Here is a 25,886-nt window from a genome sequence, read left to right as displayed (position 1 = left end):
CCGGGAGACGACGAGAGGCCCGGGTCCGCAGGAGGAAAAGGTCACGAGAGGACCGGCGGGCGCGAGGAAAAGGTCGTGAGAGGACCGGCGGGCGCGAGGAAAAGGTCACGAGAGGACCGGCGGGCGCGAGGAAAAGGTCGTGAGAGACGCGGGTCCGCGTCAGGGGGAGGTAGCGAGAGAACCGAGCCACCCGCGCGAAGACGAGGCCATGAGAGAACCGGTCCCCGCCAGGCAGAGGTCGCGCGGGGCCGTCGCGCGCCCCCTGGTGCAGCACACCCGCCCCCGTTTCCTCAGCGGAATCGCATGACGAACACCCTTATGTGTGAAGCGGCCGTCTGCCCATGTCACGCCCGTGCGTACGAAAACTAGCTTCGTTGCCGGAGGTGACCGAACGATGACGGCCTGTGCCTTCACGACCGCCGCGCCGAACGGGAACGAACGGGCCGAGCGGCCCGGATGCGTGCTCACCGCGGACGGCTCCTACGCGGCGCGTCTCGCCCTGAACGGCGAGTGCTGGTACCCGGAACGCTGGACCCTGGACGGCCCCGAACCCTACGCCGTGCCCCTGCCCGGCACCCAGCCGGAGGAACCCGGCACCGAGGTGCAGCCCTTGGCCGACGGCCGGGTGCTGATCCACCGCCTCGTCGACGGGCGGCACACGTTCTCCCTGCTCTACCCGACCGGGCCGGGGACCGGCGAACTGCCGCTCGGCGCGCTGGAGTGCCCCCGGGAGGGGACCCGGGTCCGGCTGCTCCCGCCCGCGCCCACGGGGGACCGGGCGTTCGCACTCGCCGTGGACGAGGGGTCGACGGCGCTCTGGCTGGTCGCAGGCGGACCGGGCGGACCCGAGCGGCTGGCGCAGGTGCCCGGCCGGTGCTCGGGCGGGGCGTGGCTGGATCGCACGGGCCGGCTGCTGGCCCTGGACAGCACGCCCGAGTCGGGTCCCACGAAGACGGTCGTGGTGGATCTCGCGCGGGGCGGGGAGGTGTCGCCGCTGTTGCAGATCACGGACGCGAGCAACGACCGGCTGCTGCTCGCGGATCCGGACAGCGGGCTGCTGCTGATCCGCTCGGACGCGCCGTCACCGGGTGAGGACCGGCTTGGCTGGGGCGTGTTGGGGAGCACGCTGCCGGTGCGCTTCCCCGATTGTCTGCGACTGGGCTGTCCGACGACGCCGTTCGCGATCCAGCCGGGCCAGGCCCTGATGCCGGAGAGCTGCGCGGTGGCGCTGCGGATCGACGGTGCGGCGGGCAGCTGGCTCGGGTTGTGGCGCCCGGCCGAGCGCAGGGTCCGGCATCTCGCGCCGCCCGCGGGCTGGTTGGCGGGGGCGGGGCTGTGGACGCGGGAGGGGGTGCTGCGGCTGCCGTTCGCGACGCGGGCCGTCCGGTGCGGGGTGGCGAGCCTGGCGGTGCCCAGGGGTCCGGTCGCACCGGCGGCGCCGAGGGACACGCGCGAACAGCAGGTCGCGGAACGCCCCGAGCGGGAGGGGTCGGCACGTCCGGTGCCCCTGCGAGATGCCCCCTTCGGGACCCCCGCGGCATACGCCCCGCAGAGCGCCCGGGGAACCTCCCTCCCCGCGACCGCCCCCGGCACCCCTCTGGCACCCGAGCCCGAGGCCGCTCAGGGATCACCCGTCCCCGCGACCGCCCCCGGGACACCTGTGACACCCAAACCCGAGGTCCCCCAGAGATCTCCCCTTCCCGCGGCCGCCCCGGCGGGCGGACCCCCGTCGTCCGGATCGAGCGGCATCGTGCTCAACCGCCCCCGCTTTCGTCTTCTGACCCCCCACGGTGCTGCTTCCGGCCGCGAGACCTCCATGAGCGGGGGACGCCCATGACGGACGGCACATATGGACGGGAGCGGGGACGGTCCACGCCCGACGGGTCTTCCTCAACGAAACGGCAACAACCCGTGTCTAACCGGGGTGTCTCCCGTCACCACAGCCGCAGGTGCCCACTAAGATCGCCCGCCTGTACGAAGGTCATATCTACGGGGTGAAGACTTCCGATGAGCGTGAACGACACCAGCACCACCCAGCCGCCCGGCACCGGGGCCGGCGAGCCCGACGGGCACGGCCGGCACCGCGGTCCGGTATCCGCCCGGGAGACCGACGCGACCCCCAACGGGCGTCACCGCAAGCCTTCCGAGCAGACCGCCGCGTGACGTCCGATCAGAAGGCGATCGCTTTCTGAAGGTGCATCGGTTCCACCGAGGGCCTCGTCCGTTCCTCACGGACGGGGCCCTCGTCGTGCAGGATCAGGAACGGCCGGGCGGTCCGGAGCCGGCCGCCCCTCGGCGAGCGTTCATTCCCGGCGTGCCGGACCGCGTACGAGCAGCATCATGGCCGCCCCGATCGCCATCGCCGCCGCCGGCCACAGCAGGGCGTTGGCCATGACGGCCGAGACGACGGCACGGACGGAGTCCTGCACGCCGTGTGCGGACTCCAGCCGCTGGAAGTCGATGTTCTTGAGCGCCTCCCGCCTGCTCGCGGTGAGGCTCGCCGAGTGCGCCGCGATCTGGGTCTTGAACTGGGCCGTCATGACGGTCGCGATGACCGCGGAGCCGAGCGTGGCACCGATCTGCCGTGAAGCGTTGAACACGCCAGACCCCGCGCCGATGTAGGTGGGCGGCAGGCCCTGCATCGCCGCGACGGCCAGCGGGCTCATCATCAGCGAGCTCGCTGCGCCCATCCAGGCGGCGTGCGCGAGCAGCAGGACCAGGGACATGTCGGGCGTCATCAGGAAGTGCCGGACGAAGAGCGCGCAGCTGAACAGGGCGAGCCCGGTGAACGCCGGCCATTTGGGCCCGACCCGGTCGACCAGCCTGCCGATCCAGGGCGCGAGCGGTACCGAGACCAGCGCCGAGGGCAGCATCATCAGCGCTGCCTGAGCGGGCGTCATACCCCGGCCGGCCTGGAAGTAGAGAGTGCCCGGGAAACTCGCGGCGGTGATGGCGAAGCCCCCGGCCGCGACGGCCAGGTTGGCTGCGGCGAACGTCCTGACCCGGAAGATCCCCATCGGCACCAGCGGCTCGCTCCTGTTCACCAGCTCCCAGGCGACGAAGAGAACCGCGAAGACGACTCCGAGGGCGAGGACGTCGAAGACGCGGACGGGAATCCCGGTGCGGTAGCCGAGGACTTCGAGGTTGTCGGTGATCCTCGACCATTCGTAGTCGCTGCCGTTCTCCAGGCCGTAGACGAGGCAGAACAGGGACAAGCCGCTGATCAGTACGCCGATGAAGTCGAAGCGGTGCGGGTCGCCGGGCAGGGCCGGCACGAACCGCCGGGCCACCAGAAGCCCGACGATCCCGATCGGCACGTTGATCAGGAAGATCGAACGCCAGCCCAGTGAGTCGATGAGCAGACCGCCGCAGACCGGCCCGACGAGGATGGCGCCGCCGGAGACCAGGCCCCAGTACGACATGGCCCGGCCGCGGACCTCCTTGGGGAAGATCCTGCTGACGGTCGCCATGGACTGCGGCGACATGGTGGCGGCACCCAGGCCCTGAAGGGCCCGGAAGGCGATCAGCTGTCCGATGCCGGCCGCGAGACCGCACAGAAGGGAGGCTCCGGTGAAGACCGCCAAGCCGATCAGATACATCCGCTTCGGGCCGAACCGGTCGCCGAGGCGGCCCGCCAGCAGCAGCGGCACGGAGTACGCCAGCAAGTAGGAACTGGTCACCCAGACCGTCGTACTGATGTCCGTGTGGAGATCGGCGGCGAGCTTGGGCATCGCCACGACCACGATGGTGGTGTCGAGCATGAGCAGGAAGAAGCCGACCATGAGGGCGGCGAGTGCACCCCACGGTGCCTGGACTGGAGGCGCGGCTCTCTCGGCATGCGACGTGGTCATGGTCCGACGGTGCCACGGAGCGCGGCCTGGGCGCCGGTGGCACGCGGCGGGCCAGGGCCGGTTGGGGGCGAGAAGGACGACCGGGCCGCCGTTTCGGTGGGGCGGCGGCCCGGGACCCGGTCATGCGTGCTTCAGTGCCAGCACCTCCACCGCCGCGAACGTGTCGCCCTTCGGACGCTGCGCGTAGTGCGGGGTGAGCAGGGCGTCGAGCTCGTCGTAGCTGAAGGCGTCCTGCTTGGTGTCGAATCTGGCCTGTACGCGCGGGCGTTCGATGATCGCGACGACGCCGCCGTGCACGACGAGGAGTTGCCCGTTGACCGGGGCGGCGGCGGGTGAGGCCAGATAGCCGACCAGCGGTGCCACGTGCTCCGGGGCGAGCGGGTCGAGGCCCTCGTCGGGCCGCTCGAGGCCGGCGAAGACGTCCTGGGTCATCCGGGTCCGGGCGCGCGGGCAGATCGCGTTCGCCGTCACCCCGTACCTGGCGAGGGCGAAGGCCGTCGAGGTGGTGAGTCCGACGATTCCGCCCTTGGCCGCCGCATAGTTGGGCTGCCCGGCCGAACCGGCGAGGAACGCCTCCGACGACGTGTTCACGATCCGCCCGTACACCGTCCCGTCCCCGGCCTTGGCGCGCGCCCTCCAGTGTGCGGCGGCGAAGCGGGTGGTGTTGAAGTGTCCCTTGAGGTGGACCCGGATCACCGCGTCCCATTCGTCCTCGGCCATCGAGAAGACCATGCGGTCCCGCAGGATGCCCGCGTTGTTGACCAGTACGTCGAGCTTTCCGAACTCGGCGACCGCCAGTTCGACGAGATCACGGGCCTCGGCGAAGTCGGCGACGTCCCCCGTGTGGGCGACGGCCCGGCCGCCCGCCGCACGGATCTCGGCGGCGACCTCCTCGGCGGGGACGGCCGAGGCCTCGCCCGAGCCGTCCCGGCCCGGCTGCCCGTAGTCGTTGACGACGACGGCCGCGCCGAGCCGGGCGAGCTCCAACGCCTCCGCCCGGCCCAGGCCCCGGCCCGCGCCGGTGACGACCGCGGACAGACCTTCCAGTGGCAGCGACATCAGGGTCCCTTCGGAAGACGTGCGGACGGGAAGCGGCTCAGATCTCGATGCAGGTACGCAGCGCCGTGCCCGTCCGCATCTGCTCCAGTGCCTCGTTGATCCCGGCGAGCGGCACCCGGTGGGTGATCAGGCCCGACAGATCGATGCGCCCGGCACGCCAGAGCGCGATGGTCCGCTCGTAGGAGCGCAGCATGTCCCCGCCGCCGTACATGGACGGCAGGATCCGTTTCTCGTCGAAGAACAGCTCGAACATGTTCAGCTGGAGGAAGTCGTCCATGGCGCCCGCGCCGACCACGACGAGCGTGCCGCCGCGCCGGGTGTTCTCGTAGGCGGTGCGGGCGGTGGCCGACCTGCCGACGACCTCGAAGACGTAGTCGAAGCCCTCGCCGCCGGTGACCTGCTGCTTGGCATCGGGCAGTTCCTCCGGCGGCACCGCCCGTGTGGCGCCGAACCTCAGGGCGGCCTCGCGGCGGGAGAGCACCGGGTCGACGGCGACGATCTCGGCCGCGCCCTTGAGCCGCGCGCCCTGGATCGCGGAGATGCCGACGCCACCGCACCCGATGACGGCGACGGACGAACCGGCCGCCACGTCGGCGGTGTTGAGGGCCGCCCCGAGGCCGGTGGTCACACCGCAGCCGATGAGGGCGGCGATGTCGTACGGCACGTCGTCCGGGATGGGCACCGCGCAGCCCGCGTCGACGACGACCTCCTCGGTGAACGTCCCGGTGCCGGCGAAGCCGAAGACGTCACCCCCGGGGCGCTTGAAGTTGGGGGCGCCCGCGTTCATGAACCCGGCCAGGCACAGTTCGGTCTGGCCGCGCCGGCAGGCGGGACAGGCACCGCAGGCCGGCAGCCAGCAGACGACCACCCGGTCGCCGGGCTTCACGGTGCCGACGCCCTCGCCCACTTCGAGGACCTCGCCCGCGCCCTCGTGGCCGGGCACGAACGGGGCCGGCTGCGGCAGTACGCCGCTCATCGCGGACAGGTCCGAGTGGCACAGCCCGGTGGCGCGCACCCGGATCCTGACCTTGCCGGGGCCGAAGCCCGTCGCCTCGACGTCGTCGAGGACCTCCAGCTTGTCCTGGCCGATCTCGTGCAGTACGGCTGCGCGCATGGTGCGGCTCCCCTCGAAGGCTGGATGGCTCAGGAGTGTTCGACGATCGTGTCGGCGAGGACCGGGGCGTCGTCCCGCTCGAGGGCGGACACGGCCACCCGGACGGAGCCCTCCTGCCGCCACATCCGGATGCGCAGGGTCTCGCCGGGGAAGACGACCCCGGCGAATCGGGTGGTGTAGGCGCGTACGCGGGTCACATCACCGCCGAGCAGTGTGTCGGCGACCGCCTTGAGTGTGATGCCGTAGGTGCACAGCCCGTGCAGGATGGGCCGCTCGAAGCCGGCGACCTTGGCGAACTCGGGATCGGCGTGCAGCGGGTTCCAGTCGCCGCTGAGGCGGTAGAGCAGAGCCTGGTCCTCGCGGACCGGCCGCTGGGCGACCTTGTCGGGCTCCCCGGTGGGCGGGTCGAGGCGGGCGGAGGGCCCGCGGTCGCCGCCGAAGCCGCCCTCGCCGCGCAGGAAGATCTGCGAGTCGCTGGTCCACAGCGGGCCGTCGGCGTCGGCGGCCTCGGTGCGCAGGACGAGCACGGCGGCCTTGCCCTTGTCGTACAGGGCGGCGATCCGGGAGGTGGTTCTCGCCCTCCCCTCGACCGGGATCGGCCGGTGCACGGTCAGGGTCTGGCCGCCGTGCAGGACGCGGGCGAGATCGACCTCCACGCCGGGCATGGAGAGGCCGCTGATGACGCCCGGGGCTCCCGCGCCCGCGACGGTGGCGAAGCTCGGCAGCACATGCAGGCGGGACTCGAGGGTGTAGCGCAGTTCGTCGGGGTCGGTCGCCGGGCTCGGCCTGTCAGGGTTCGTGCCGGCGCCGACGCCGAGGTGGTAGAGCTGGACGTCCTTGCGGTCCCAGGTGATCTCGCCGGTCCGGGGTTCGGCGGCGAGGGCCTTGGCTGCATCGATGGGCATGGGGCTCCTGACGCTGGCGGGTAAGACCCCGGCGCGGCCGTCCGCACCGTCGGCCGCACCGGGGTCGTCAAGCGGCCGCGGAACCCGCCCGTTCTAGAACGCGTTCCAGTACGGCGTCCTTCTGTATAGCCCAGCTCCCAGGAGTTGGGAAGACTGCTGACGGTGTGTCAGAAATGCTGCCGTGCCCCGACAGCCGTGACATTTGTCCTGCCGGAGTCCGTACAACAACCACTACTGCCGTCAGCTCCGCCTCCGTAATGTCACAGACATGACGAAGACGACCGGGACACAACCTGCCGTGTCCTTCACGGGGGCGGTCAAGACCTTCGGCGCGGTGCGCGCCGTCGACGGCGTGAACCTGACGATCGCGAGCGGCGAGACGGTGGCACTGCTCGGCCGCAACGGCGCCGGGAAGTCCACCACCATCTCCCTTCTGCTCGGCCTGAACGAGCCCGACGAGGGCAGGGTGGAGCTCTTCGGCGGCACCCCGGAACAGGCCGTGCTGGCCGGCCGGGTGGGCGCCATGCTGCAGGAGGCGCGGGCGGTCCCCCGGGTCACCGTCCACGAGCTGGTCTCCTTCGTGGCAGGCCGCTACCCGGCCCCGATGCCCGTGGCGCAGGCCCTGGAACTGGCCGGGATCGCCGATCTGGCCCGGCGGCGCGTGGACCGGCTCTCGGGCGGACAGACACAGCGGGTGCGGTTCGCGGTGGCGCTCGCCGGCAATCCCGCGCTGCTCGTGCTGGACGAGCCGACCGCGGCGCTGGACGTGGAGGCGCGGCACGCCTTCTGGAATTCGATGCGGGACTACGCCGGCCGCGGTCACACCGTCCTGTTCTCGACGCACTACCTGGAAGAGGCCGACGCGCACGCCGACCGCATCGTCGTCATCGACCGCGGCCGCATCGTGGCGGACGGCACGGGCGAACAGCTGAGGCGGGCGGCGGGCGGCAACCTCGTCTCCATCGACCTGGCCGGGCGCGGCACCGAAGGGCTGACCCTGCTGCCCGGTGTGCGCTCGGTGGAGGTCCGCGGAGACCGGGCGCTGCTGCGCACGGACGACTCCGACGCGACGGTCATCGCCCTGGCGGAGCTGGGCGCGATACGCGGCCTGGAGGTCGCCCCCGCGTCGCTGGACGACGCGTTCCTGGCCCTGACGGCCCGCGAGAAGGAGACGGTGTGATGTGGGACTACCTGCGGCTCGAAGTGCGCCGGACGCTGCGTGACGTGGGCTTCGTGATCGGCGGGATCGCGATGCCGGTGATGATGTATCTGCTCTTCACCAACCTCGGGGGCGCGGACAACGACTGGAAGACGGCCTCCATGGTGGGCATGGCGGCGTACGGCGCGGTCGGTTCGGCCTTGAACACCGGCGGCGGGGTCGCCGAGGACCGGGCGATCGGCTGGCTGCGGCAGCTGAGGGTGACCCCGATGCCCCCGCGCCAGGTCGTCGCCGGACGGGCGCTGACCGGTTCGGTCACGGTGCTGCCCGCGATCGTCGCGGTGCTCCTGGCGGGCGGACTCCTCAACGGGGTCCGGCTGGCGGCATGGCAGTGGGCGGCGATCGCGCTGCTGCTGTGGCTCGGCTCGGTGCCCTTCACCCTGCTCGGCCTCGGCAACGGCTACCGGCTGACCGCGCAGACCACGGGCGTCGCCAACATGATGTGCAATCTGGGCCTCGCGGTGCTCGGCGGCCTGTGGTTCCCCATCGCCCTGTTCCCCGGCTGGCTGCGCGCGGTCTCCGCGTACACCCCGACGCACCGCTTCGCCGAGATCGGCATATCGGTGGCCGAGGGCCACGCCCCCGCACTCGGTGCGGTCGTCGTCCTGACGGCCTGGTTGCTCGCGTTCGGTTCGTACGCTGTCTTGTCGTACCGCCGCAACGCGGGGAACGTCTGAACGGAGGTGAAGGACATGTCCTGGTTGCGCAAGGCCAGCTGCCGCGTGGACGCGTGGCAGCTCGCGCGCGAGACGTGGAAGGAGGACAAGGAGCGCCTCAAGGCCGAGCGGAAGGCCGCCCGCAAGGCGGGCAAGGCGGTGGAGAACCCGGGCCCGCCGCCCACCGGGTTCTCCCTGCTGCCGTGGCTGCTGATGGGGTTGGGGGCCTTCTCCAACATCTTCCAGGGCAAGACCCCGAACCCGTGGATCGGCAGCATCGGTCTGCTCACCTTCAACTCCCTCTACATCTACGTCGTGTTCCGCGCCTTCGACAGGGAACGGCGCGAGGCGTGGTCCACGCGTGCGGCCCTGGTCCTGATGGGGGCGGTGACCTGCGGTCTGGCCATCGGTTACGGCGGCAACTGGCTGCTGTTCTTCCCTCTGCTCGGCCTGGCGACGGGCGCCATCGTACGGGGCCCCTGGCTGGGGAAGTCCGGCCTGGGGATCACCCTGGTGGCCGGTACCGTCGCGTGCCTGCGCGACGGCTGGAGCGGGATCAACATCGCCTACGGCACCTTCCTCTCGACGATGGTGACTGCCGCGATCCTGTCCCTGTCCGAGGCGGTGCGCGAACTGCGCGCCGCCCGTGAGGAACTGGCCCGCCGCGCGGTGGAGAAGGAACGCCTGCGCTTCTCCCGCGATCTGCACGACCTCCTCGGCCACACCCTCTCGGTGATCGTCGTGAAGTCGGAGGCGGCCCGCAGGCTGGCCGACCGCGACCTGGACGCGGCACTGATGCAGGTCACCGACATCGAGTCGGTCGGGCGCCAGGCGCTCACCGAGATCCGCGAGGCGGTGACCGGCTACCGCGAGGGAAGCCTGACGACGGAGCTGGACCGGGCCCGCTCGGCCCTGACCGCCGCGGGCATCGAGCCCCTCGTCCGCCAGTCGGGCCCTCCTCTGGTCCCGCAGACCGAGGCCCTGCTCGGCTGGGTGGTGCGCGAGGCGGTCACCAACGCCGTACGGCACAGCGGCGCGTCCCGCTGCGAGATCGCCGTCGAGGGCAGGGCCGGACGCGTCCGGCTGACGATCTCCGACAACGGCGACGGCGCACCCTCCACCCCTCCCCCGGCGGGCATCGGCGGAACCGGTCTGAAGGGCCTGACCGAACGCCTTGGGGCAGCGGGCGGCTCCCTGCGTGCCGGCCCGTCGCCGCGCGGCGGCTTCACGGTCACCGCCGAACTCCCGGTGGAGGGCGAACTGCCCGTGGAGCCGTCCGCCGCACCGCTCTCGAGGGCGGCCACCGGGTCCAGGGCCGACTGACCACCCGGCCGACGCCGGCGGTCCAGAAGGAGGCGCCCCGAGGAGGACAAGAGGAGGTGCCAGGAAGAGGCGCGGGGCCGAATCATGACGACTCCTCGCCCATCGGACCCGGTCGCCCCTTCGAGCGCTCGGCACGCGTCCCGCCGGCCGTCGCGGCCGTATCCGGCACCGTACGCTTCACTCCGTGGACGAGATGCCCAGAAGTCACCGGCCTGCGAAGTGCATCAGGGTTCTGCTCGCCGAGGACCAGGGCATGATGCGCGGCGCGCTCGCCCTGCTCCTCGGCATGGAGGCGGACATCGAGGTCGTCGCGCAGGTCGCCACGGGTGACGCGATCGTGGACGCCGCGCTGATCCACCGCCCCGACGTGGCCCTGCTAGACATCGAACTGCCGGGTATGAGCGGTCTGGACGCGGCCGCCGAGTTGCGGGAACAGACCCCGGACTGCCGGGTGCTGATCCTCACCACCTTCGGCAGGCCCGGTTATCTGCGCCGGGCCATGGAGGCCGGCGCCGCGGGGTTCCTGGTCAAGGACGGTCCGGTGGAGGAGTTGGCCGCCGCGATCCGCAAGGTGCTCACCGGCGAGACGGTCGTCGACCCGGCGCTGGCCGCGGCGGCCCTCAGCGCCGGGCCCAGCCCGCTGACCGCGCGCGAGTGCGATGTACTGAAGGCCTGCGTGGACGGGGCGACGGTCTCCGACATCGCGGGCAAGCTGCATCTGTCCGAGTCCACGGTCCGCAACTACCTCTCCTCGGCCATCGGCAAGACGGGCACCCGCAACCGCATGGAGGCGATGCGGGAGGCCAGGCAGCAGGGCTGGCTGTAGCGCACCGCGGGGCGGCGCCGGGGGCGGCCGTGACGGCCGTCCGGCCCTGACCCGGGTTCAGATTCCCATGGGCTGGTCAAGGATTCGTTAGTACGCCGAAGCATCGGAATAGTTGCTCGTGCATACGAGGTTTACCGAGCACTTATCCCGCGCGGATCTTGCGAACGACTCGTTCCGCGCCTGATCACTTTCGGCCTGGAGGCCTCACGCAATGACGCACACGACGACCGACCAGCCCGCTCGGAGGCAGTCCGGCGCGATCGTGCCGGTGCTCGCCTTCGCGGGAATCGTTGTCGCGGTGATGCAGACCCTGCTCGTCCCGGTCATCAAGGATCTGCCCCAACTGCTGAGCACCGCGCCCAGCAACGCCACCTGGGTCCTGACCTCCACCCTGCTCTCGGGTGCCGTGGCCACTCCGATCATGGGCCGCCTCGGCGACCTCTACGGCAAGCGCCGGATGCTGCTCGCCAGCCTCGCGGTGATGGTGGTCGGCGCCCTGGTCAGCGGCCTCACCAGCGCGGTACTCCCGATGATCGTCGGGCGCACGCTCCAGGGCTTCGCGATGGGCGCGATCCCGCTCGGCATCGGCCTGATGCGCGACATGCTGCCCCGCGAGCGGCTCGGTTCGGCGATGGCCCTGATGAGCTCGTCGATCGGCGTCGGCGGCGGACTGGCGCTGCCCGCCGCCGCCCTGGTCGCACAGCACGCGAACTGGCACGCCCTGTTCTTCGGCGCCGCCGGACTCGGCGTCCTGTGTATCGTCCTCACCCTTCTCGTGGTGCCCGAGTCCCCCGCCCGCGCCGCGGGCTCCTTCGACCTGGCCGGCGCGCTCGGCCTGGCCGCCGGTCTGGTGCTGCTCCTGCTGCCGGTCACCAAGGGCAGCGACTGGGGCTGGTCGTCGGGCACCACGCTCGGACTGTTCGCCGCGGCGGTCGTGGTCCTCGTCCTGTGGGGCGTGATGGAGCTGCGCATGAAAGCTCCGCTCGTGGACCTGCGCACCACCGCCCGCCGCGCGGTGCTGCTCACCAACCTCGCCTCGATCATGGTCGGCGTCTCGTTCTACGTCGTCTCGCTCGTCCTGCCGCAGCTGCTCCAGCTGCCCGCCGCCACCGGCTACGGCCTCGGTCAGTCCATGGTCGTCGCAGGCCTGTGCGTGGCACCGCTCGGCCTGACCATGATGTTCACCGCGCCGGTCTACGCCCGGCTGTCCGCCAGGTACGGCCCCAAGGTCACCCTGATTCTCGGCCTGATGATCATCGCGATCGGCTACGGCGGCGGCCTCGGCCTGATGGACGCCGCCTGGCAGACGGTGATCACCTCGGTGGTCCTCGGCGCCGGCATCGGCCTCGCCTACTCCTCGCTGCCCGCGCTGATCATCGGCGCGGTCCCGGCCTCGGAGACGGGTGCGGCCAACGGCCTCAACACCTTGATGCGCTCGATCGGCACCTCGGTCTCCAGTGCCGTCATCGGCATGGTGCTCGCTAACACCGCGAACCATGTGAACGGCGTCGTGATCCCCACCATGCACGGCTTCCACGTCTCGTTCCTGATCGCGACGGCCGCGGTCGCGGTCGGTCTGCTGCTCGCCCTCTTCCTGCCGGGCAGCCGCTCCTCGGCCAGGCCGCAGCTGCGCGCCAGCAGCGAGGAGGACGCCAACCTGGAGCGGGCTCAGGAGGCACTGCGCGCCTTCCGCGGCCGGATCCTGGACGCCGACGGCACCCCGGTCGCCCGCGCCAAGGTCACGCTGATCGACCGCCGGGGCCGCCAGGCGGGCGCGACGCTGTCCGCGGAGGACGGCGGCTACACGCTGGCCGTACCGTCCGAGGGCTCCTACGTCCTGGCCGCCACGGCCGCGGGCCACGCCCCGCTGGCCTCCTCGGCCACCCACTCCGGCGACGACCGCCCGGTGGACCTGGACCTCTCCCTGCCGGGCCGGACGGTCTCCGCCTGATCGCCCCCGGCACCCCGCACCCCCCGTCGCCCGCGCGACGGGGGGTGCGGCAGCATGGGGCGCCTACAGGTGCTGCGCCGGCTTGCACAGCCGCACGCCGCCTGCCCGCACGTGCAAACGAAAGGACCCCCATGCCAGCGGCGCCCAAGCCCGAGATCCTGGCCGCGTTCGAGGCCGCCAAGGGGTTCATGCCGCTCGGTGAGGGGCTCGCGCTGTACGAGGCCGCCGTCACGGCCGGGCGGCTTGGCCTGCCGCTGCTTGAGGTCGGCACGTACTGCGGACGCTCCACGATCCTGCTCGCCGACGCGGCCCGCGCCGCGGGGGTCACCGCGCTCACGGTCGACCACCACCGCGGCAGCGAGGAGCAGCAGCCGGGCTGGGACTACCACGACCCGGAGACGGTCGACCCCGAGGTCGGCCTGATGGACACCCTGCCCACCTTCCGGCGCACGCTGCACAAGGCCGGCCTCGAGGACCACGTGATCGCGCTCGTCGGCCGTTCACCCCAGGTGGCCACGGTGTGGAATGCGCCACTCGGCCTCGTGTTCATCGACGGAGGTCACACCGACGAACACGCGAACGCCGACTACGAGGGCTGGGCGCCGCACGTGGCCGAGGGCGGGCTGCTCGTCATTCACGACGTCTTCCCCGAGCCGGAGGACGAGTTCACCGGCCAGGCCCCTTACCGCGTCTACCTCAGGGCGCTCGCATCCGGCGCGTTCAAGGAGGTATCGGCGACGGACTCGCTGCGCGTCCTGGAGCGAACGCGGGCGATGGACGAGCCGCGCCGTTAGGGTCGCAGACATGTCGTACGCAGGTCCGGACTTCGATCCTCCCGAGCCGCGCCGCTCCCGGCGCGGTCCCCTCACGGTGGCGGTGGCCACGCTGGTACCGGCCGCGCTGGTGGGCTGGCTGGTCTACGAGGCGGTGGCCGACACGGGCAGCGGCCCGGCCGGCGCGGCGCCCGCGACGAGTTCCGCGGCGTCCCGCTCCGCCACGGCCTCCCCGCCGGAGGGCGGCAACAAACCGGCCGCGCCACCCGCCTCCACGCGGGCGGCCACCCGCGGCGGGACCGGCCCCCTGGCGGGCAAGATCGTCGTCGTCGACCCCGGGCACAATCCCGACAACTACCAGCATATCGCCGAAATCAACCGGAAAGTTAATATCGGGACAAATCGCAAGGAGTGTGACACCACCGGCACGTCCACCAACGCCGGTTACCCGGAAGCCCGGTTCACACTGGATGTGGCCCGCCGCCTGCGCACGCTTCTCGAACAGCAGGGCGCCACGGTGAAGTTCACCCAGGACGGCAACCGCCCGTGGGGACCCTGTGTGGACGAACGGGCCAGGATCGGCAACGCGGCGCACGCCGACGCGGCGATCTCCATCCACGCGGACGGGGCGCCCGCGGGCGACCGCGGCTTCCATGTGATCCTCCCGGCCTCGGTGCACGACGGCGCGGCCGACACCCGGCCGATCGCCGCCCCTTCCCGCGCTCTCGGCGAGCGCATCGTGGGCAACTTCGTCCGCGTCACCGGCAGCGCTCCCGCCAACTACGTGGGCGGCGGCACCGGTCTCGACGTCCGGAGCGATCTCGGCGGTCTCAATCTGTCAACGGTTCCGAAGGTGTTCATCGAGTGCGGCAACATGCGCGATAGCAAGGACGCGGCATTGCTGACCAGCGGCGCGTGGCGGCAGAAGGCGGCAGAGGGGATCTCTGAGGGAATCGTGAGTTTCCTGCGCCGGTGACGATCACCGGTCCGGACCGGGCGGACACCCAGCGCGGGCGGACGATAGTGTCCTCCTACGATGAGGGGCCACCCCTGCGCTTCACACCGCGGCCCGGGGCGACATGGTGACAGCGACGCCTCCACCGACGACGAGACGACAGACGAAGGACCTGAAGTGAATATCCGCTCCCTCACTAGGGGCGACGGCGTGGTGATCGGAGCAGCGGTATTGCTGTTCATCGCGTCGTTCCTCGACTTCTACTCGGCCGCGGGCTTCAGCGGCTCGAACGCCTGGGACACCCTCGGTGTAGGCCTCGGCCTCTACATGGGTGGAGTCATCGGTGCCGCTCTGATCGTCGCCAACCGCTGCCTGCCGCAGCCTCGCAAGATCGCCGGTCTGGACCTCGGAACGGTCGGTGCGGCGTTCACGATCCTCGCCGCGTGGAGCCTGTTCTGGTTCCTGCTGGACGTCCCGAGCAGCCTGGACGCCGGCACCGGCCTCGTCCTCGGCTTCATCGCCGCCCTCGTCCTGGCCGCCGCAGCCGTCGCCGGCCCCCTGGTCCCCGCCCTGCAGGCCGCCCTGATCCCGGCCCCCAAGCCCGCCGCGCCCCAGCCCTACGGCGTGCAGCCGCAGGGCGGCTACGGCTACCCGGGCGCCCAGCAGCCGTCGTACGGCGGGCAGCCGCAGCAGGTTCAGCAGCCGTTCGGCGGACAGCCGCAGCAGGCTCCCGCCCCGGAGTTCTCGCCGTTCTGGTTCGCCGTGCCGGTGCCGCGTCCGCTGTACGCGGAGGACGGCTCGCCCACGCCGGTCGCCGAACTCGCCCCGGGCACCTGGTACTTGGCCGTCGACCAGCGCGGCCCCGGCCTGGTCGCGCAGACGCAGGACGGCCGTCGCGGTGTGCTCCAGGACACGACCGGCATCCAGCGCGGCTGAACCCCTTTCAGATTTCAGGCACGGCCCCTCGCCCTTCCGGGCGGGGGGCCGTTGTCGTAGAGTCGCAGCCGCACTTGGATAACTGACGCTCTGTCAGATCTGACGGCGCAGGGAGGCGGCATGCAGCTCGGACTCGCGCTCGGCTACTGGGGCCGCGGCCCCGCGGCGGACCAGGTCACGCTGGCGCAGGAGGCCGAGCGGCTCGGCTACGACTCGGTGTGGACCGCCGAGTCGTGGGGTTCGGACGCCTTCACACCGCTGACCTGGATCGCCGCGCGGACGTCACGGATCAAGCTGGGCACGGCGGTGGCGCAGATGGCGGCGCGGTCCCCGACCACGACCGCGATGCACGCGCTCACCCTCGACCACCTGTCCGGCGGACGCATGATGCTGGGCCTCGGCCTTTCCGGGCCGCAGGTCGTCGAGGGCTGGTACGGGCGGCCGTTCCCCGCGTCGCCGCTGACCGCGACCCGCGAGTACGTGGACGTGGTGCGCCAGGTCCTGCGCCGCGAGGCGCCCGTCGCACTGGACGGGCGCTTCCACCCGCTCCCCTACCCCGGCCCGGACGGCACCGGACTCGGCAAGTCGCTGAAGCCGATCACCCATCCCCTCCGCGCCGATCTGCCGGTCCTGCTCGGCGCCGAAGGGCCGAAGAACGTGGCGCAGACGACCCGGATCGCGGACGGCTGGCTGCCGCTGTACTGGTCGCCGACCCGTTCCGAGGTGTACGGGGTGACGTCCGCGGGATTGGACGAGGCCCGCCGGGAAACGGGCGGGCGCCCCTTCCTCGTCGCACCGATGGCCCGGGTGACGGTCTGCGACGACGTGGCCGAGGGGCTGCTGCCGGTCAAGGCGATGCTCGGCTTCTATGTCGGGGGGATGGGGCCGATGAAGGGGCCCGCGGAGGGCCCGGCGGGGAGCGGTGGCCGGGCGGCGGGCGGACGGAACTTCCACGCCGACCTCATGGCACGCATGGGCTACGAGGAGGAGGCGCACCGGATCCAGCGGCTGTTCCGGGAGGGCCGGCGTCAGGAGGCCGTACAGGCCGTGCCCGACGCCTTCGCCGACGAGATCTCGCTCGTCGGTCCGCGCGAACGCATCGCGGAACGGCTGGAGTTGTGGCGCAAGGGTCCGGTGACCGACCTGCTGGCACTGGCACCGGACCCGCACACGCTCCGGGTGCTGGCCGAACTGAACGCGTAGGAGGGGCACCGCCCCGCGACGCTGCGCGGCGGCGCCCCCGGTGCTCGCGGCGTGTGCGTCAGCCCGTCGCGAGCTGTCTGGCCGTCGGGACCTGGCTGCTGACCGGGATACCCGCACTCTTCACCGCGATCCTCACCTGACGGACGACGTCGGCGAAGGTGCGCGCCGCTGCCTCGTCCCCCTTGCGGAGCCGGGGCGGCAGAGCCTTCAGTGCCTCGATGCGCGGGGCGAGCGGGGCGAGGGCCTTGGTCAGCGCCGGGTCGCCCTGGGCGTTGCGCAGAGCCGCCTCGAGCCGGTTGTAGGCGTAGGTGCCCGCCAGTTCCGCCTGGGCGAGTGCCGCCGCCCGCCTTTTGTCGCCCGCCTTGAACGCCCCTGCCTTCGACGGCTCGGCGATCCACCGGGACGTGGCGCCGGCCGCGAGCCCCGCGTTCGTCACCAGCCGGGACCTGGCGAACTTCTGCCGCTCCGCCGGGGTGCTCGGGGACGGTGTGGCAACCGCTATGTATGAGGCGGCCTTCTGCGCGGTACCGCCCCTGCCGCAGGCGGCGGCGCCGAACAGGACGGAAGTAAGGGCGAGCACCACGGCTAGAGGGCGTATCGGTGCGGGCACGGGATCCTCCGGGCCTTGGACAGGGAACGGGAGGTCTGCCGAGGCCGGGAGACCACGGCTCCACCGACAGACTCGCCCGCCTGGCCGCACCGCGCCGTTCGGACGGGTCCGTTCGGGTGACTCCCTTGTCCCACAAGGGAGTCACGGCACCCGCGCTGGTTTCATCGAGGGACGACGGGCAACCCGATGGATATGTCCCCTCGATATCGCAACGGTGCGAACCAGGCCGGCACGGTCATCGCGATCGTCGCCGACGTCATGGCCTTCATCCTGGGCCTGTGGATCCTGATGTACGTACTGGACGCCAACCGCGCCAACGACCTGGTGCAGTTCGTCCACGACGCGGCGAACTGGCTTGCGGGCTGGTCGCACGACCTGTTCACCTTCGACCAGGCCTGGGCGCGTGTGGTCGCCGGCTACGGCCTGGCCGCCGTGGTCTATCTCTTCGTGGGCCACGCCATCGCCCACCGGATGCACCGGCACTGAGCCGCCGAGGGCCTTCCTAGGCGCAGCAGTCCGGGTCCAGGCCGCGCGGCAGCCGTTCACCGCCGAAGACCGCGCACGTCGGCTCGTCGCCACCGAGCGCGGCCACGGCGAGAAGCAGCGAACCCGCCGTCCACGTGGTGAGTTCCCGCGGCCAGACAGTCCGGTCCTCGAAGACGTAACCCGTCCAGTACAGGCCCGTCTGCGGATCGCGCAGGTGCTGGATCGACTGGAGGATCTCCAGCGCTCGGTCGGACTCGCCCATCGCCCACAGGGCCAGGGCGAGTTCGGCCGACTCGCCGCCGGTCACCCACGGGTTGGGGACGACACAGCGCACGCCGAGGCCGGGTACCACGAAGCGGTCCCAGTCGGTCTCGATGCGTTCCTTCGCCTCCGGGCCGGTCAGCGCACCGCCCAGGACGGGGTAGTACCAGTCCATCGAGTAGCGGTCCTTGTCGAGGAACCGCTCCGGGTGCCGGCGTATCGCGTGGCGCAGCGCGCCCACCGCCAACTCCCAGTCAGGCTGGGCCTCTTCGCGCTGCTCGGCGATCGCGAGGGCACAGCGCAGGGCGTGGTGGATGGAGGAGCAGCCCGTCAGCAGGGCGTCCGGGACGTCCGTGCCGTCGTCCTCGCGCTTCCAGCCGATCTGCCCGCCGGGCTGCTGGAGGCGGAGCACGAACTCCATGGCCCCGTACACCGTCGGCCACAGCCGGTCCAGAAACGTGTCGTCGCCGGTGGCCAGGTAGTGGTGCCACACTCCGACCGCCACGTACGCGACGAAGTTCGTCTCACGGCCGCGGTCGGTGACGTCCAGCGGGTCCCCGTCGGCGTACGCCGCGTACCAGGAGCCGTCCTCGTTCTGGTGCCGGGCCATCCAGTCGTACGCCCGCTCGGCCGCCGCGTGCTCTCCCGCCGCGTCCAGCGCCATGGCCGCCTCGACGTGGTCCCACGGATCGAGGTGGTGGCCGCGGAACCAGGGCACGGCGCCGTCCTCCCGCTGCACGGCGAGGAGCCCGCGAACGGTCGCGGCGGCCTCGTCGGCGGTGAGGACCCCGGGCAGGACGAGGTGTTCTGTCCGGGGCGTGGTCACGCGGCGTCCGCCTCGGAGAGGCGGGGCAGGTGGGGCTTGGTCGCGTAGGCCACGAAGCTCTTGCCGATCACCGGGTTCAGCGCCTGTTCGGCGACCCGGGTGGCGAACGGCTTCTTCATGATGTCCCAGACCAGCAGCTTGTGGTACGCGCGCACCGGCAGCGCCTTGTCGTTGTCGACGCCGAACGCGCACTTCAGCCACCAGTACGGCGAATGCAGCGCGTGCGCGTGATGCGTGCCGTACGGCCGCAGGCCCGCCTCCCGGATCTTGCCGAGGAGTTCGTCGGCCTTGTAGATGCGGATGTGGCCGCCCTCGACCTCGTGGTAGGCGTCGGACAGGGCCCAGCAGACCTTCTCGGGGCCGTAGCGCGGAACGGTGATCGCGATGCGGCCGCCCGGCTTGAGCACCCGGACCATCTCGGCGAGCACGCCCTTGTCGTCGGGGATGTGCTCCATCACCTCGGAGATGATCACGACATCGAAGGCCTCGTCGGGGAAGGGGAGCGCGAGGGCGTCGCCCTCCATGGCGGTCGCGGTGGCGCCCTCCGGGGCCTCACCCGCCTCCTTCATCGCCGCGAACCACTTGGCGACCTCGCGGATCTCCTCGCCGTTGCGGTCCAGAGCCACGACCTGGGCGCCGCGCCGGTAGCACTCGAAGGCGTGCCGTCCGGCACCGCAGCCGAGGTCCAGGACACGGTCGCCCGGGGCGAGCGGGAACCGGGAGAAGTCGACGGTCAGCACGTGGCCCTGCTTTCGCGATTGGGTACGACGAGTTCTTCGGCTGGTTCTTCGGCAGCGACCGTCACCGCAGACACGGAGCGGTCGCGGTGCGCTACGGGACGACCGGTACCGGGGGCCGCGGAGCCGGCGATCGCCTCGCGGTACCGGGCCACGGTTCCCTCGGCGGCGCGCGCCCAGGTGAAGCGGCGCAGTACCCGCTCCCGACCGGCCACGCCGAGCCGTACCCTCAGCTCCGGGTCCCCGAGCAGCCGGCTCAGACCGGCGGCCAGCGCCCCCGCGTCGCCCGGCGGTACCGCCAGACATGTCTCGCCGTCCGCTCCCGCGACCTCCGGTATGGCGCCTCCGGTCGTCGCCACCAGCGGCGTGCCCGTGGCCATCGCCTCGGCGGCCGGCAGTGAGAAGCCCTCGTAGAGCGACGGCACGCACGCCACCTCGGCCGACCGGACCAGGTCGACCAGTTCCGCGTCCGAGATGCCCTTCACGAACTCGATGGCGCCCTCGAGCCCGTACCGCTCGATCGCCCGCGCGACCGGCCCGTCCTCGGCGCGCTTGCCGACCACCACCAGATGCGCCCCGGGGTGCTCGGTCCGCACCTTGGCGAGCGCCTCGATGAGGAAGACGAGGCCTTTGAGCGGCACGTCCGCACTGGACGTCGTCACGATCCGGCCGGGCACCTGCGGCACCGAGGGGTCCGGCGAGAACAGGTCGGTGTCGGCGCCGATGTGCACGACGTGGACTCGGTCCCGGGCGACGCCGAGATGGTCCACGATCTCCTGGCGGGAGGTGCCGGAGACGGTGAGGATCGTGGGCAGCCGGCGGGCGACGCGCTTCTGCATGCGGGTGAACGCGTACCAGCGCCGTACGGACGCCTGCCGCACCCAGCCCTTGGCCGCGTCGAGCTCCAGCCGGCGGTCCACGGTGATGGGATGGTGGACGGTGGTCACCAGCGGCGCGCCCAGGTCGCCCAACAGGCCGTACCCGAGCGTCTGGTTGTCGTGCACGACGTCGAAGTCACCGCGCCTGGCGCGCAGATGACGGCCGGCACGCAGGGAGAAGGTCAACGGCTCCGGGAAGCCGCCGGTCCACATCGTCGCCACTTCAAGGGCGTCGATCCAGTCCCGGTACTCGTCCCGCTTTGGGGTGCGAAAGGGGTCGGGCTGGCGATACAGGTCGAGGCTGGGCAGTTCGGTGAGGGACAGGCCCCAAAGGTCCTCCCCCTCGTCGAGCACGGGGTACGGCTGCGCACCGATCACCTCGACCCGGTGGCCGAGCCGGGTGAGCTCGCGCGAGAGGTGCCGTACGTAGACGCCCTGACCGCCGCAGAACGGGTTTCCCTTGTAGGTGAGGAGCGCGATGCGCAACGGGCGGTCCCCGTCTGCGGCCGAGCCCTCCTGGGGACCCGCCTCCCTGGCATCAGCGGTCACTCTCGGCCCCTTCGTTCTGCCATTTCCCGCGAGACTACGCCGGGACGGTAATCTAGAACAAGTTACAGACTTGATCGTAGAGCCTCCGAATCTACCGGCAGGTAGGGCCGCTGTGAGAGGGGGATCAGGTGATTCGCGCCACGGCCCGACACCCTGCCATGCTGTTTGATCACCCGCCCTCACCGACTGTCACGGAACGGGACCCATGCCTGCGGAAGCCAAGGTGCCAGCCAGTACCGCGCGACCGGCGACGCAGCCGGCCTCACCTCCGCTCACCGAGCGGCAGGAGGCGCGCCGTCGCAGGATTCTGCACGCGAGCGCGCAGCTCGCCAGCCGGGGCGGTTTCGACGCGGTGCAGATGCGTGAGGTGGCGGAGTCCTCGCAGGTGGCCCTGGGCACGCTCTACCGCTACTTCCCCTCGAAGGTGCACCTCCTGGTCGCCACCATGCAGGACCAACTGGAGCACATGCACGGCACCCTCAGGAAGAAGCCGCCGGCCGGGGAGAGTGCGGCCGATCGGGTGGCGGAGACCCTGATGCGCGCCTTTCGCGCGCTGCAGCGCGAGCCGCATCTGGCCGACGCCATGGTGCGCGCCCTGACGTTCGCGGACCGCAGCGTCTCCCCCGAGGTGGACCAGGTCTCCCGCCAGACGACGGCGATCATCCTGGACGCGATGGGCCTCGAGGACCCGACACCGGAGCAGCTCTCGGCGGTCCGCGTGATCGAGCACACCTGGCACTCGGCCCTGATCACCTGGCTCTCCGGCCGCGCCTCCATCGCCCAGGTCAGGATCGACATAGAGACGGTGTGCCGGCTGATCGACCTGACGGGCCCCGGCGAAAGGGGCTAGGACCGCCGGCGCGGCGAAGGGGCCGTCCGGGCACAAAAAATGACCTACGAGACGGGCTTGGACGACCTTCAGATCTCTCGACCTTCCGAGTCTTTCAACCTTCCGATCTCTGGATCTTGCGATCTATTGATCTTCAGGTCTCTCGGCCGACCGTTGTCGGCCCCGGCGGAAACCGAGGTCTCACGCCAAAGTCGGCATCTTCCGGTCGAGATTCCTCACTCGCCCCGTAGGCGACTTTCAGAATAGCATCGTCATACCGGGATGGAACCCCCTCTAACCACATTTTTCGGATGATTCGGGCGGTGTCCCGGACCGGCCTAGTCCTCCGGCGGGAACACCGGCTCCCCGCTTCCCACCAGCGTGATCGCGATCGCCTCCACCGGGCAGTTCTCCGCCGCGTCCAGCGCCTGCTCGCCCGCGTCGGCGTCCGGGTGGACGGGGTGGGACTGCCGGGCCGAGTCGAGACTGAAGGCGCCGGGTGCGCGGTGGACGCACTGCGCGGAGCCGATGCAGACGGCGCGGTCGACCTCGATGTGCCAGCGGTCTCCCATGCGCTACGCCTCCCCGTACCCGGCCGGCAGGTGGATCATCTTGTGCTCCAGGAACTCGCCGTACCCCTCGGGCCCGAACTCGCGCCCGAGACCCGAGTTCTTGTAGCCGCCGAAGGGGCCGAGCATGTCGAGGCTGAAGGTGTTCACCGAGTACGTGCCGGTACGCACCCGGCGGGCGACCTCGATGCCGTGCTCGACGTCCGCCGTCCACACGCTGCCGCTCAGCCCGTAGTCGGAGTCGTTGGCGATCTTCACGGCCTCGCTCTCGTCGCCGTACGGGAGCAGGCAGATGACGGGCCCGAAGATCTCCTCCCGGGCGATCCGCATGGAGTTGTCGACGTCGCCGAAGAGGGTCGGCTCCACGTACCAGCCGCGGTCCAGGCCCGCTGGCCGGCCGCCGCCGGTGAGGATCTTGGCGCCCTCCTCCTGGCCGATGCGGATGTAGTCGAGGCTGCGCTGCTGCTGGCGCCCGGCGACCAGCGGACCGACCTGGGTGGCCGCGTCCAGCGGGTCCCCGACCACGAGGGCACTCGCCGCGGCGGCGAAGGCGTCGGCGAACTCGTCGTAGCGCGAGCGCGGTACGAGGATGCGGGTCTGGGCCACACAGGCCTGGCCGTTGTTCATCCAGGCGGCCGGCACGATCCCCTGCACCGCCGTGGAGACGTCCGCGTCCGGCAGCACCACGGCCGCCGACTTGCCGCCCAGCTCCAGGGTCACGCGCGTCAGGTTGCGCGAGGCCACCTCCATGACGCGCCTGCCCGCCGCGACCGAACCGGTGAACGACACCTTGTCCACACCGGGGTGCCCGACCAGGTACTCGCTGACCTCGCGATCGGCAGGCAGGATCGACAGCACGCCCTCCGGCAGCCCCGCCTCGCGCGCGATCTCGCCGAGGACGTACGCGTCCAGCGGCGACTCGGGGGACGGCTTCAGGATCACCGTGCAGCCGGTGAGCAGGGCGGGGGCGAGCTTGGCGGCGGCCACGAACTGCGGCACGTTCCAGGGCACGACGGCCGCCACGACCCCGACCGGCTCGCGCCGCACGAGGATCTTCCCGAGGACGCCGTCGCGCCGCTCCTCGTGGGTGAAGTCCCGTGCGACCGTGATCGCCGCGTCCCACACCATCATCGCGCCCAGCGCCTGAGCGAGGACGCTCCAGGAGTACGGGGAGCCGTTCTGGGAGGAGATCACGCGGGCGATCTCCTCGTACCGTGCCGCGATCGCGTCCTTGATCCGGCCGACCACCTCGATCCGCTCGCCGAGCGTCGCCCGCGGCCAGGGGCCCTCGTCGAAGGCCCGGCGCGCCACGGCCACCGCCCGGTCGACGTCCTCGCGCGAGGCGTGCGGCACCCGGCCGATGACCTCTTCCGTGTGCGGCGAGACCACCTCGATGACGTCCTCGCCCAAGGGGTCGGTCAACTCCCCGCCGATGAACAGCTGTCCGTGTTCCACGAGCTCGGTCATGGCCGACTGCCTCCCCGGGACGCCTCTGACGATCCATCAGATATCGCCACTGATACCAGGTCCGGCCGACGGAGTCCACGGCCGGGACGCACATGGAAGATGACCCGGGCTACCGTCGAAACACGTTCTAGTTATAGTGGCCCGAAGACGGCGATTGGGGAGCCATGGCTGAGACGGCCGATCACGGCGGGGGCGTACGGTCGATCAGGGTCCCGATCCCCGACAATCCCCTCGGCCACACGCTGGTGTACGTCGTCGACACCGACCGCGGCCCGGTGCTGGTCGACACCGGCTGGGACGACCCGGACTCGTGCGACACCCTCGCCGAGGGGCTGACCGCGTGCGGCACATCGGCCACGGAGATCCACGGGGTCGTCGTCACCCACCACCACCCGGACCACCACGGCCTGTCCGGCAAGGTCCGTGAGACGTCCGGGGCCTGGGTCGCGATGCACGCGGCGGACGCCGCGATCGTGCGCCGGACCCGCGAGACCCGCCCCGAGCAGTGGTTCTCGTACATGGCCGCCAAACTGGCGGCGGCCGGCGCGCCCGAGGACCACCTGGCACCGCTGCGCGCCGCACGCGGCCGTGGCCGCCTGCCCGGCTTCTCCCCCGCGCTCCCCGACCGCGAGATCGTCCCCGGTGAGCTCCTCGACCTCGCCGGCCGCCGGCTGCGCGCGATCTGGACCCCCGGGCACACACCCGGCCATGTGTGCCTCCACCTCGAGGAGGAGCACCCCGCCGGGCTCCCGGGCCATGGCCGCCTCTTCTCCGGCGACCACCTGCTCCCGGAGATCACCCCGCACATCGGCCTGTACGAGGACCCGGACGACACCACCGTGACCGACCCTCTCGGCGACTACCTGGACTCCCTGGAGCGCGTCGGTCGCCTCGGCCCCGCCGAGGTGCTCCCGGCCCACCAGTACATGTTCACCGACGCCTCCGCCCGCGTCGGGGAGTTGCTGGCCCACCACCAGGACCGGCTGACCGGCCTGCTGGCCCTGCTCGGCACCCCGCTGACCCCCTGGCAGCTCGCCGAGCGCATGGAGTGGAACCGCCCCTGGGACGAGATCCCGCACGGCTCGCGGAACATAGCGGTCTCGGAGGCCGAGGCCCATGTGCGCCGCCTGGTGAAGACGGGCCGCGCGGAGGCGGTGCCCGGAACCGACCCCGTGACGTACGTGGCCGTGTAAAAGACCTCGCATCCGGCCTTCTCGCGCTGGTACCAAACGGTATGGATCCCTTGGAGCAGCTCCTCGCCGAACGCGCCTGCGAGCGCCTCGTCCTCGACTTCGTCCACCGCCTCGACCTCGGCGAGCCCGCGTCCGTGGCCGAGTTGTTCACGGAGGACGGCAGCTGGCGGTGGCCGGCGGGCGAGCGACTGGTGCGGGGCCGGGAGGCGCTGCGGAAGTACTTCGCCGGGCGCCCCGCCGACCGGCTCTCGCGCCGGCTCATGTCCAACGTCCTGGTCACGGTGACGTCCCCGGACACGGCCGTCGCGAGGTCGTACTTCACGACGTACCGCGTCGACGGCCACCAGGGCGGCATGGTCCCGGCGGGTCCGCCGACACAAGTCGGCCACTACGAGGACGAGTTCAAGAAGGTGCACGACACCTGGCTGCTCTCCGGCCGCACCCTCTTCCTCGCTTTCGGCGGCCCGACACCCCGTCTGCCCGGCCAGCGGCCGTGCCCGTCACCGCCGCCCGGACGGACCGGCTCACAGGGGCCTCTCAGAGGTGCCTGTACCGGCGGGTAGAGTGGCCGGGTCGTTCTCACACTCGTACGGGGGGAAGCCGGTGGAAATCCGGCGCTGACCCGCAGCCGTGAGCCACGCACGTGGCGAGCCGGATTGCCCCGCGCGGTTCGTGACCGGCTCACGCGCACCGGCGGCCCGCCGGTGTAC

At 71.6% G+C, this 25,886-nt stretch carries 25 protein-coding genes and 1 riboswitch; of the genes, 15 read left to right on the top strand and 10 right to left on the bottom strand.

Annotation, left to right across the window (positions count from 1 at the left end; all coding sequences use genetic code 11):
- The first annotated feature begins 394 nt into the window (after nucleotides 1-394).
- Nucleotides 395-1,837, top strand: a complete 1,443-nt coding sequence (locus ACQEXA_RS38745) for a hypothetical protein (protein ID WP_433132353.1) — start codon at nucleotides 395-397, stop codon at nucleotides 1,835-1,837.
- 170 nt (nucleotides 1,838-2,007) lie between these two features.
- Nucleotides 2,008-2,163, top strand: a complete 156-nt coding sequence (locus tag ACQEXA_RS38740; RefSeq protein WP_432927058.1) for a hypothetical protein — start codon at nucleotides 2,008-2,010, stop codon at nucleotides 2,161-2,163.
- Between the two features lie 140 nt (nucleotides 2,164-2,303).
- Here ACQEXA_RS38740 and ACQEXA_RS38735 read toward each other — a convergent pair whose 3' ends face one another.
- From ACQEXA_RS38735 to ACQEXA_RS38720, 4 genes are all read right to left on the bottom strand, one after another.
- Nucleotides 2,304-3,851, bottom strand: a complete 1,548-nt coding sequence (locus ACQEXA_RS38735) for a DHA2 family efflux MFS transporter permease subunit (RefSeq protein WP_432927060.1) — start codon at nucleotides 3,849-3,851, stop codon at nucleotides 2,304-2,306.
- Nucleotides 3,852-3,971: 120 nt separating this feature from the next.
- Nucleotides 3,972-4,910, bottom strand: coding sequence for a 3-oxoacyl-ACP reductase (locus tag ACQEXA_RS38730; protein WP_432927062.1), 939 nt, complete (start codon nucleotides 4,908-4,910; stop codon nucleotides 3,972-3,974).
- A 37-nt stretch (nucleotides 4,911-4,947) separates the two neighbouring features.
- The gene (locus ACQEXA_RS38725) at nucleotides 4,948-6,024 is read right to left on the bottom strand and encodes a Zn-dependent alcohol dehydrogenase (protein WP_432927064.1); all 1,077 of its coding nucleotides are present in this window, start codon (nucleotides 6,022-6,024) and stop codon (nucleotides 4,948-4,950) included.
- A 29-nt stretch (nucleotides 6,025-6,053) separates the two neighbouring features.
- Nucleotides 6,054-6,929 carry a MaoC/PaaZ C-terminal domain-containing protein gene (locus ACQEXA_RS38720; protein ID WP_432927066.1) on the bottom strand — a complete coding sequence of 292 codons (876 nt, stop codon included), beginning with the start codon at nucleotides 6,927-6,929 and terminating at the stop codon, nucleotides 6,054-6,056.
- 268 nt (nucleotides 6,930-7,197) lie between these two features.
- Between ACQEXA_RS38720 and ACQEXA_RS38715 the strand changes: the two genes are divergently transcribed.
- From ACQEXA_RS38715 to ACQEXA_RS38675, 9 genes are all read left to right on the top strand, one after another.
- Nucleotides 7,198-8,109 carry an ABC transporter ATP-binding protein gene (locus ACQEXA_RS38715; RefSeq protein ID WP_432927068.1) on the top strand — a complete coding sequence of 304 codons (912 nt, stop codon included), beginning with the start codon at nucleotides 7,198-7,200 and terminating at the stop codon, nucleotides 8,107-8,109.
- Nucleotides 8,109-8,825, top strand: a complete 717-nt coding sequence (locus ACQEXA_RS38710; RefSeq protein ID WP_432927070.1) for an ABC transporter permease — start codon at nucleotides 8,109-8,111, stop codon at nucleotides 8,823-8,825. The genes ACQEXA_RS38715 and ACQEXA_RS38710 overlap by 1 nt, the downstream gene beginning before the upstream one ends.
- A 15-nt stretch (nucleotides 8,826-8,840) precedes the next feature.
- Nucleotides 8,841-10,127, top strand: coding sequence for a sensor histidine kinase (locus ACQEXA_RS38705; protein WP_432927072.1), 1,287 nt, complete (start codon nucleotides 8,841-8,843; stop codon nucleotides 10,125-10,127).
- 193 nt (nucleotides 10,128-10,320) lie between these two features.
- A complete protein-coding gene (locus ACQEXA_RS38700; protein WP_359393423.1) occupies nucleotides 10,321-10,953 on the top strand; it encodes a response regulator transcription factor in 633 nt (210 codons plus the stop codon).
- Between the two features lie 211 nt (nucleotides 10,954-11,164).
- Nucleotides 11,165-12,904, top strand: a complete 1,740-nt coding sequence (locus tag ACQEXA_RS38695; protein ID WP_432927074.1) for an MFS transporter — start codon at nucleotides 11,165-11,167, stop codon at nucleotides 12,902-12,904.
- Between the two features lie 131 nt (nucleotides 12,905-13,035).
- Nucleotides 13,036-13,698, top strand: a complete 663-nt coding sequence (locus ACQEXA_RS38690) for a class I SAM-dependent methyltransferase (protein WP_432927076.1) — start codon at nucleotides 13,036-13,038, stop codon at nucleotides 13,696-13,698.
- A 10-nt stretch (nucleotides 13,699-13,708) separates the two neighbouring features.
- A complete protein-coding gene (locus ACQEXA_RS38685; RefSeq protein ID WP_432927078.1) occupies nucleotides 13,709-14,653 on the top strand; it encodes an N-acetylmuramoyl-L-alanine amidase in 945 nt (314 codons plus the stop codon).
- Nucleotides 14,654-14,809: 156 nt separating this feature from the next.
- Complete coding sequence (locus tag ACQEXA_RS38680) at nucleotides 14,810-15,568, top strand: hypothetical protein (RefSeq protein WP_432927080.1); 759 nt, start codon at nucleotides 14,810-14,812, stop codon at nucleotides 15,566-15,568.
- A 120-nt stretch (nucleotides 15,569-15,688) separates the two neighbouring features.
- Entirely contained in the window at nucleotides 15,689-16,771 is a 1,083-nt protein-coding gene (locus ACQEXA_RS38675) for an LLM class F420-dependent oxidoreductase (protein WP_432927082.1), read from the top strand.
- A gap of 58 nt (nucleotides 16,772-16,829) precedes the next feature.
- Here ACQEXA_RS38675 and ACQEXA_RS38670 read toward each other — a convergent pair whose 3' ends face one another.
- The gene (locus ACQEXA_RS38670; RefSeq protein ID WP_432927084.1) at nucleotides 16,830-17,381 is read right to left on the bottom strand and encodes a hypothetical protein; all 552 of its coding nucleotides are present in this window, start codon (nucleotides 17,379-17,381) and stop codon (nucleotides 16,830-16,832) included.
- A gap of 192 nt (nucleotides 17,382-17,573) precedes the next feature.
- Here ACQEXA_RS38670 and ACQEXA_RS38665 point away from each other — a divergent pair, with 192 nt between their 5' ends.
- Complete coding sequence (locus ACQEXA_RS38665; RefSeq protein WP_359393280.1) at nucleotides 17,574-17,867, top strand: hypothetical protein; 294 nt, start codon at nucleotides 17,574-17,576, stop codon at nucleotides 17,865-17,867.
- A 16-nt stretch (nucleotides 17,868-17,883) separates the two neighbouring features.
- On the opposite strand, the gene ACQEXA_RS38660 is transcribed toward ACQEXA_RS38665, so the two are convergent.
- The 3 genes from ACQEXA_RS38660 to ACQEXA_RS38650 are packed head-to-tail and all read right to left on the bottom strand — an operon-like array spanning nucleotide 17,884 to nucleotide 21,118.
- Nucleotides 17,884-18,954, bottom strand: coding sequence for a prenyltransferase/squalene oxidase repeat-containing protein (locus ACQEXA_RS38660; RefSeq protein ID WP_359393277.1), 1,071 nt, complete (start codon nucleotides 18,952-18,954; stop codon nucleotides 17,884-17,886).
- The gene (locus ACQEXA_RS38655) at nucleotides 18,951-19,694 is read right to left on the bottom strand and encodes a class I SAM-dependent methyltransferase (RefSeq protein ID WP_432927086.1); all 744 of its coding nucleotides are present in this window, start codon (nucleotides 19,692-19,694) and stop codon (nucleotides 18,951-18,953) included. Before ACQEXA_RS38655 ends, ACQEXA_RS38660 begins: the two co-directional genes overlap by 4 nt.
- Nucleotides 19,688-21,118 (bottom strand): glycosyltransferase family 4 protein, encoded by a 1,431-nt coding sequence (locus ACQEXA_RS38650; protein WP_432927088.1) that lies wholly within the window; start codon nucleotides 21,116-21,118, stop codon nucleotides 19,688-19,690. Before ACQEXA_RS38650 ends, ACQEXA_RS38655 begins: the two co-directional genes overlap by 7 nt.
- 205 nt (nucleotides 21,119-21,323) lie before the next feature.
- Between ACQEXA_RS38650 and ACQEXA_RS38645 the strand changes: the two genes are divergently transcribed.
- A complete protein-coding gene (locus tag ACQEXA_RS38645; RefSeq protein ID WP_432927090.1) occupies nucleotides 21,324-21,968 on the top strand; it encodes a TetR family transcriptional regulator in 645 nt (214 codons plus the stop codon).
- A gap of 317 nt (nucleotides 21,969-22,285) precedes the next feature.
- Here ACQEXA_RS38645 and ACQEXA_RS38640 read toward each other — a convergent pair whose 3' ends face one another.
- Entirely contained in the window at nucleotides 22,286-22,519 is a 234-nt protein-coding gene (locus tag ACQEXA_RS38640) for a ferredoxin (RefSeq protein ID WP_432927092.1), read from the bottom strand.
- Nucleotides 22,520-22,522: 3 nt separating this feature from the next.
- The gene (locus ACQEXA_RS38635) at nucleotides 22,523-23,983 is read right to left on the bottom strand and encodes an aldehyde dehydrogenase (protein ID WP_432927093.1); all 1,461 of its coding nucleotides are present in this window, start codon (nucleotides 23,981-23,983) and stop codon (nucleotides 22,523-22,525) included.
- A 164-nt stretch (nucleotides 23,984-24,147) separates the two neighbouring features.
- Between ACQEXA_RS38635 and ACQEXA_RS38630 the strand changes: the two genes are divergently transcribed.
- Nucleotides 24,148-25,176 (top strand): MBL fold metallo-hydrolase, encoded by a 1,029-nt coding sequence (locus ACQEXA_RS38630; protein ID WP_432927095.1) that lies wholly within the window; start codon nucleotides 24,148-24,150, stop codon nucleotides 25,174-25,176.
- A gap of 41 nt (nucleotides 25,177-25,217) precedes the next feature.
- Complete coding sequence (locus ACQEXA_RS38625; protein WP_432927097.1) at nucleotides 25,218-25,739, top strand: nuclear transport factor 2 family protein; 522 nt, start codon at nucleotides 25,218-25,220, stop codon at nucleotides 25,737-25,739.
- Between the two features lie 30 nt (nucleotides 25,740-25,769).
- A riboswitch (cobalamin riboswitch) is annotated at nucleotides 25,770-25,838 on the top strand.
- The last annotated feature ends 48 nt before the right edge of the window (nucleotides 25,839-25,886 follow it).

Source organism: Streptomyces sp. CA-106110, assembly GCF_050936285.1.
Classification (GTDB): domain Bacteria; phylum Actinomycetota; class Actinomycetes; order Streptomycetales; family Streptomycetaceae; genus Streptomyces.
The sequence above is the reverse complement of the archived record's forward strand: the minus strand, read 5'-3'. Positions and strand labels throughout refer to the sequence as shown.

Excerpts from the sequence above, each read along its gene's own strand:
- ACQEXA_RS38745 (WP_433132353.1), top strand. The coding sequence starts at position 395 with ATGACGGCCTGTGCCTTCACGACCGCCGCGCCGAACGGGAACGAACGG.
- ACQEXA_RS38740 (WP_432927058.1), top strand. The coding sequence starts at position 2,008 with ATGAGCGTGAACGACACCAGCACCACCCAGCCGCCCGGCACCGGGGCC.
- ACQEXA_RS38735 (WP_432927060.1), bottom strand. The coding sequence starts at position 3,851 with ATGACCACGTCGCATGCCGAGAGAGCCGCGCCTCCAGTCCAGGCACCG.
- ACQEXA_RS38730 (WP_432927062.1), bottom strand. The coding sequence starts at position 4,910 with ATGTCGCTGCCACTGGAAGGTCTGTCCGCGGTCGTCACCGGCGCGGGC.
- ACQEXA_RS38725 (WP_432927064.1), bottom strand. The coding sequence starts at position 6,024 with ATGCGCGCAGCCGTACTGCACGAGATCGGCCAGGACAAGCTGGAGGTC.
- ACQEXA_RS38720 (WP_432927066.1), bottom strand. The coding sequence starts at position 6,929 with ATGCCCATCGATGCAGCCAAGGCCCTCGCCGCCGAACCCCGGACCGGC.
- ACQEXA_RS38715 (WP_432927068.1), top strand. The coding sequence starts at position 7,198 with ATGACGAAGACGACCGGGACACAACCTGCCGTGTCCTTCACGGGGGCG.
- ACQEXA_RS38710 (WP_432927070.1), top strand. The coding sequence starts at position 8,109 with ATGTGGGACTACCTGCGGCTCGAAGTGCGCCGGACGCTGCGTGACGTG.
- ACQEXA_RS38705 (WP_432927072.1), top strand. The coding sequence starts at position 8,841 with ATGTCCTGGTTGCGCAAGGCCAGCTGCCGCGTGGACGCGTGGCAGCTC.
- ACQEXA_RS38700 (WP_359393423.1), top strand. The coding sequence starts at position 10,321 with ATGCCCAGAAGTCACCGGCCTGCGAAGTGCATCAGGGTTCTGCTCGCC.
- ACQEXA_RS38695 (WP_432927074.1), top strand. The coding sequence starts at position 11,165 with ATGACGCACACGACGACCGACCAGCCCGCTCGGAGGCAGTCCGGCGCG.
- ACQEXA_RS38690 (WP_432927076.1), top strand. The coding sequence starts at position 13,036 with ATGCCAGCGGCGCCCAAGCCCGAGATCCTGGCCGCGTTCGAGGCCGCC.
- ACQEXA_RS38685 (WP_432927078.1), top strand. The coding sequence starts at position 13,709 with ATGTCGTACGCAGGTCCGGACTTCGATCCTCCCGAGCCGCGCCGCTCC.
- ACQEXA_RS38675 (WP_432927082.1), top strand. The coding sequence starts at position 15,689 with ATGCAGCTCGGACTCGCGCTCGGCTACTGGGGCCGCGGCCCCGCGGCG.
- ACQEXA_RS38665 (WP_359393280.1), top strand. The coding sequence starts at position 17,574 with ATGTCCCCTCGATATCGCAACGGTGCGAACCAGGCCGGCACGGTCATC.
- ACQEXA_RS38645 (WP_432927090.1), top strand. The coding sequence starts at position 21,324 with ATGCCTGCGGAAGCCAAGGTGCCAGCCAGTACCGCGCGACCGGCGACG.
- ACQEXA_RS38640 (WP_432927092.1), bottom strand. The coding sequence starts at position 22,519 with ATGGGAGACCGCTGGCACATCGAGGTCGACCGCGCCGTCTGCATCGGC.
- ACQEXA_RS38635 (WP_432927093.1), bottom strand. The coding sequence starts at position 23,983 with ATGACCGAGCTCGTGGAACACGGACAGCTGTTCATCGGCGGGGAGTTG.
- ACQEXA_RS38630 (WP_432927095.1), top strand. The coding sequence starts at position 24,148 with ATGGCTGAGACGGCCGATCACGGCGGGGGCGTACGGTCGATCAGGGTC.
- ACQEXA_RS38625 (WP_432927097.1), top strand. The coding sequence starts at position 25,218 with ATGGATCCCTTGGAGCAGCTCCTCGCCGAACGCGCCTGCGAGCGCCTC.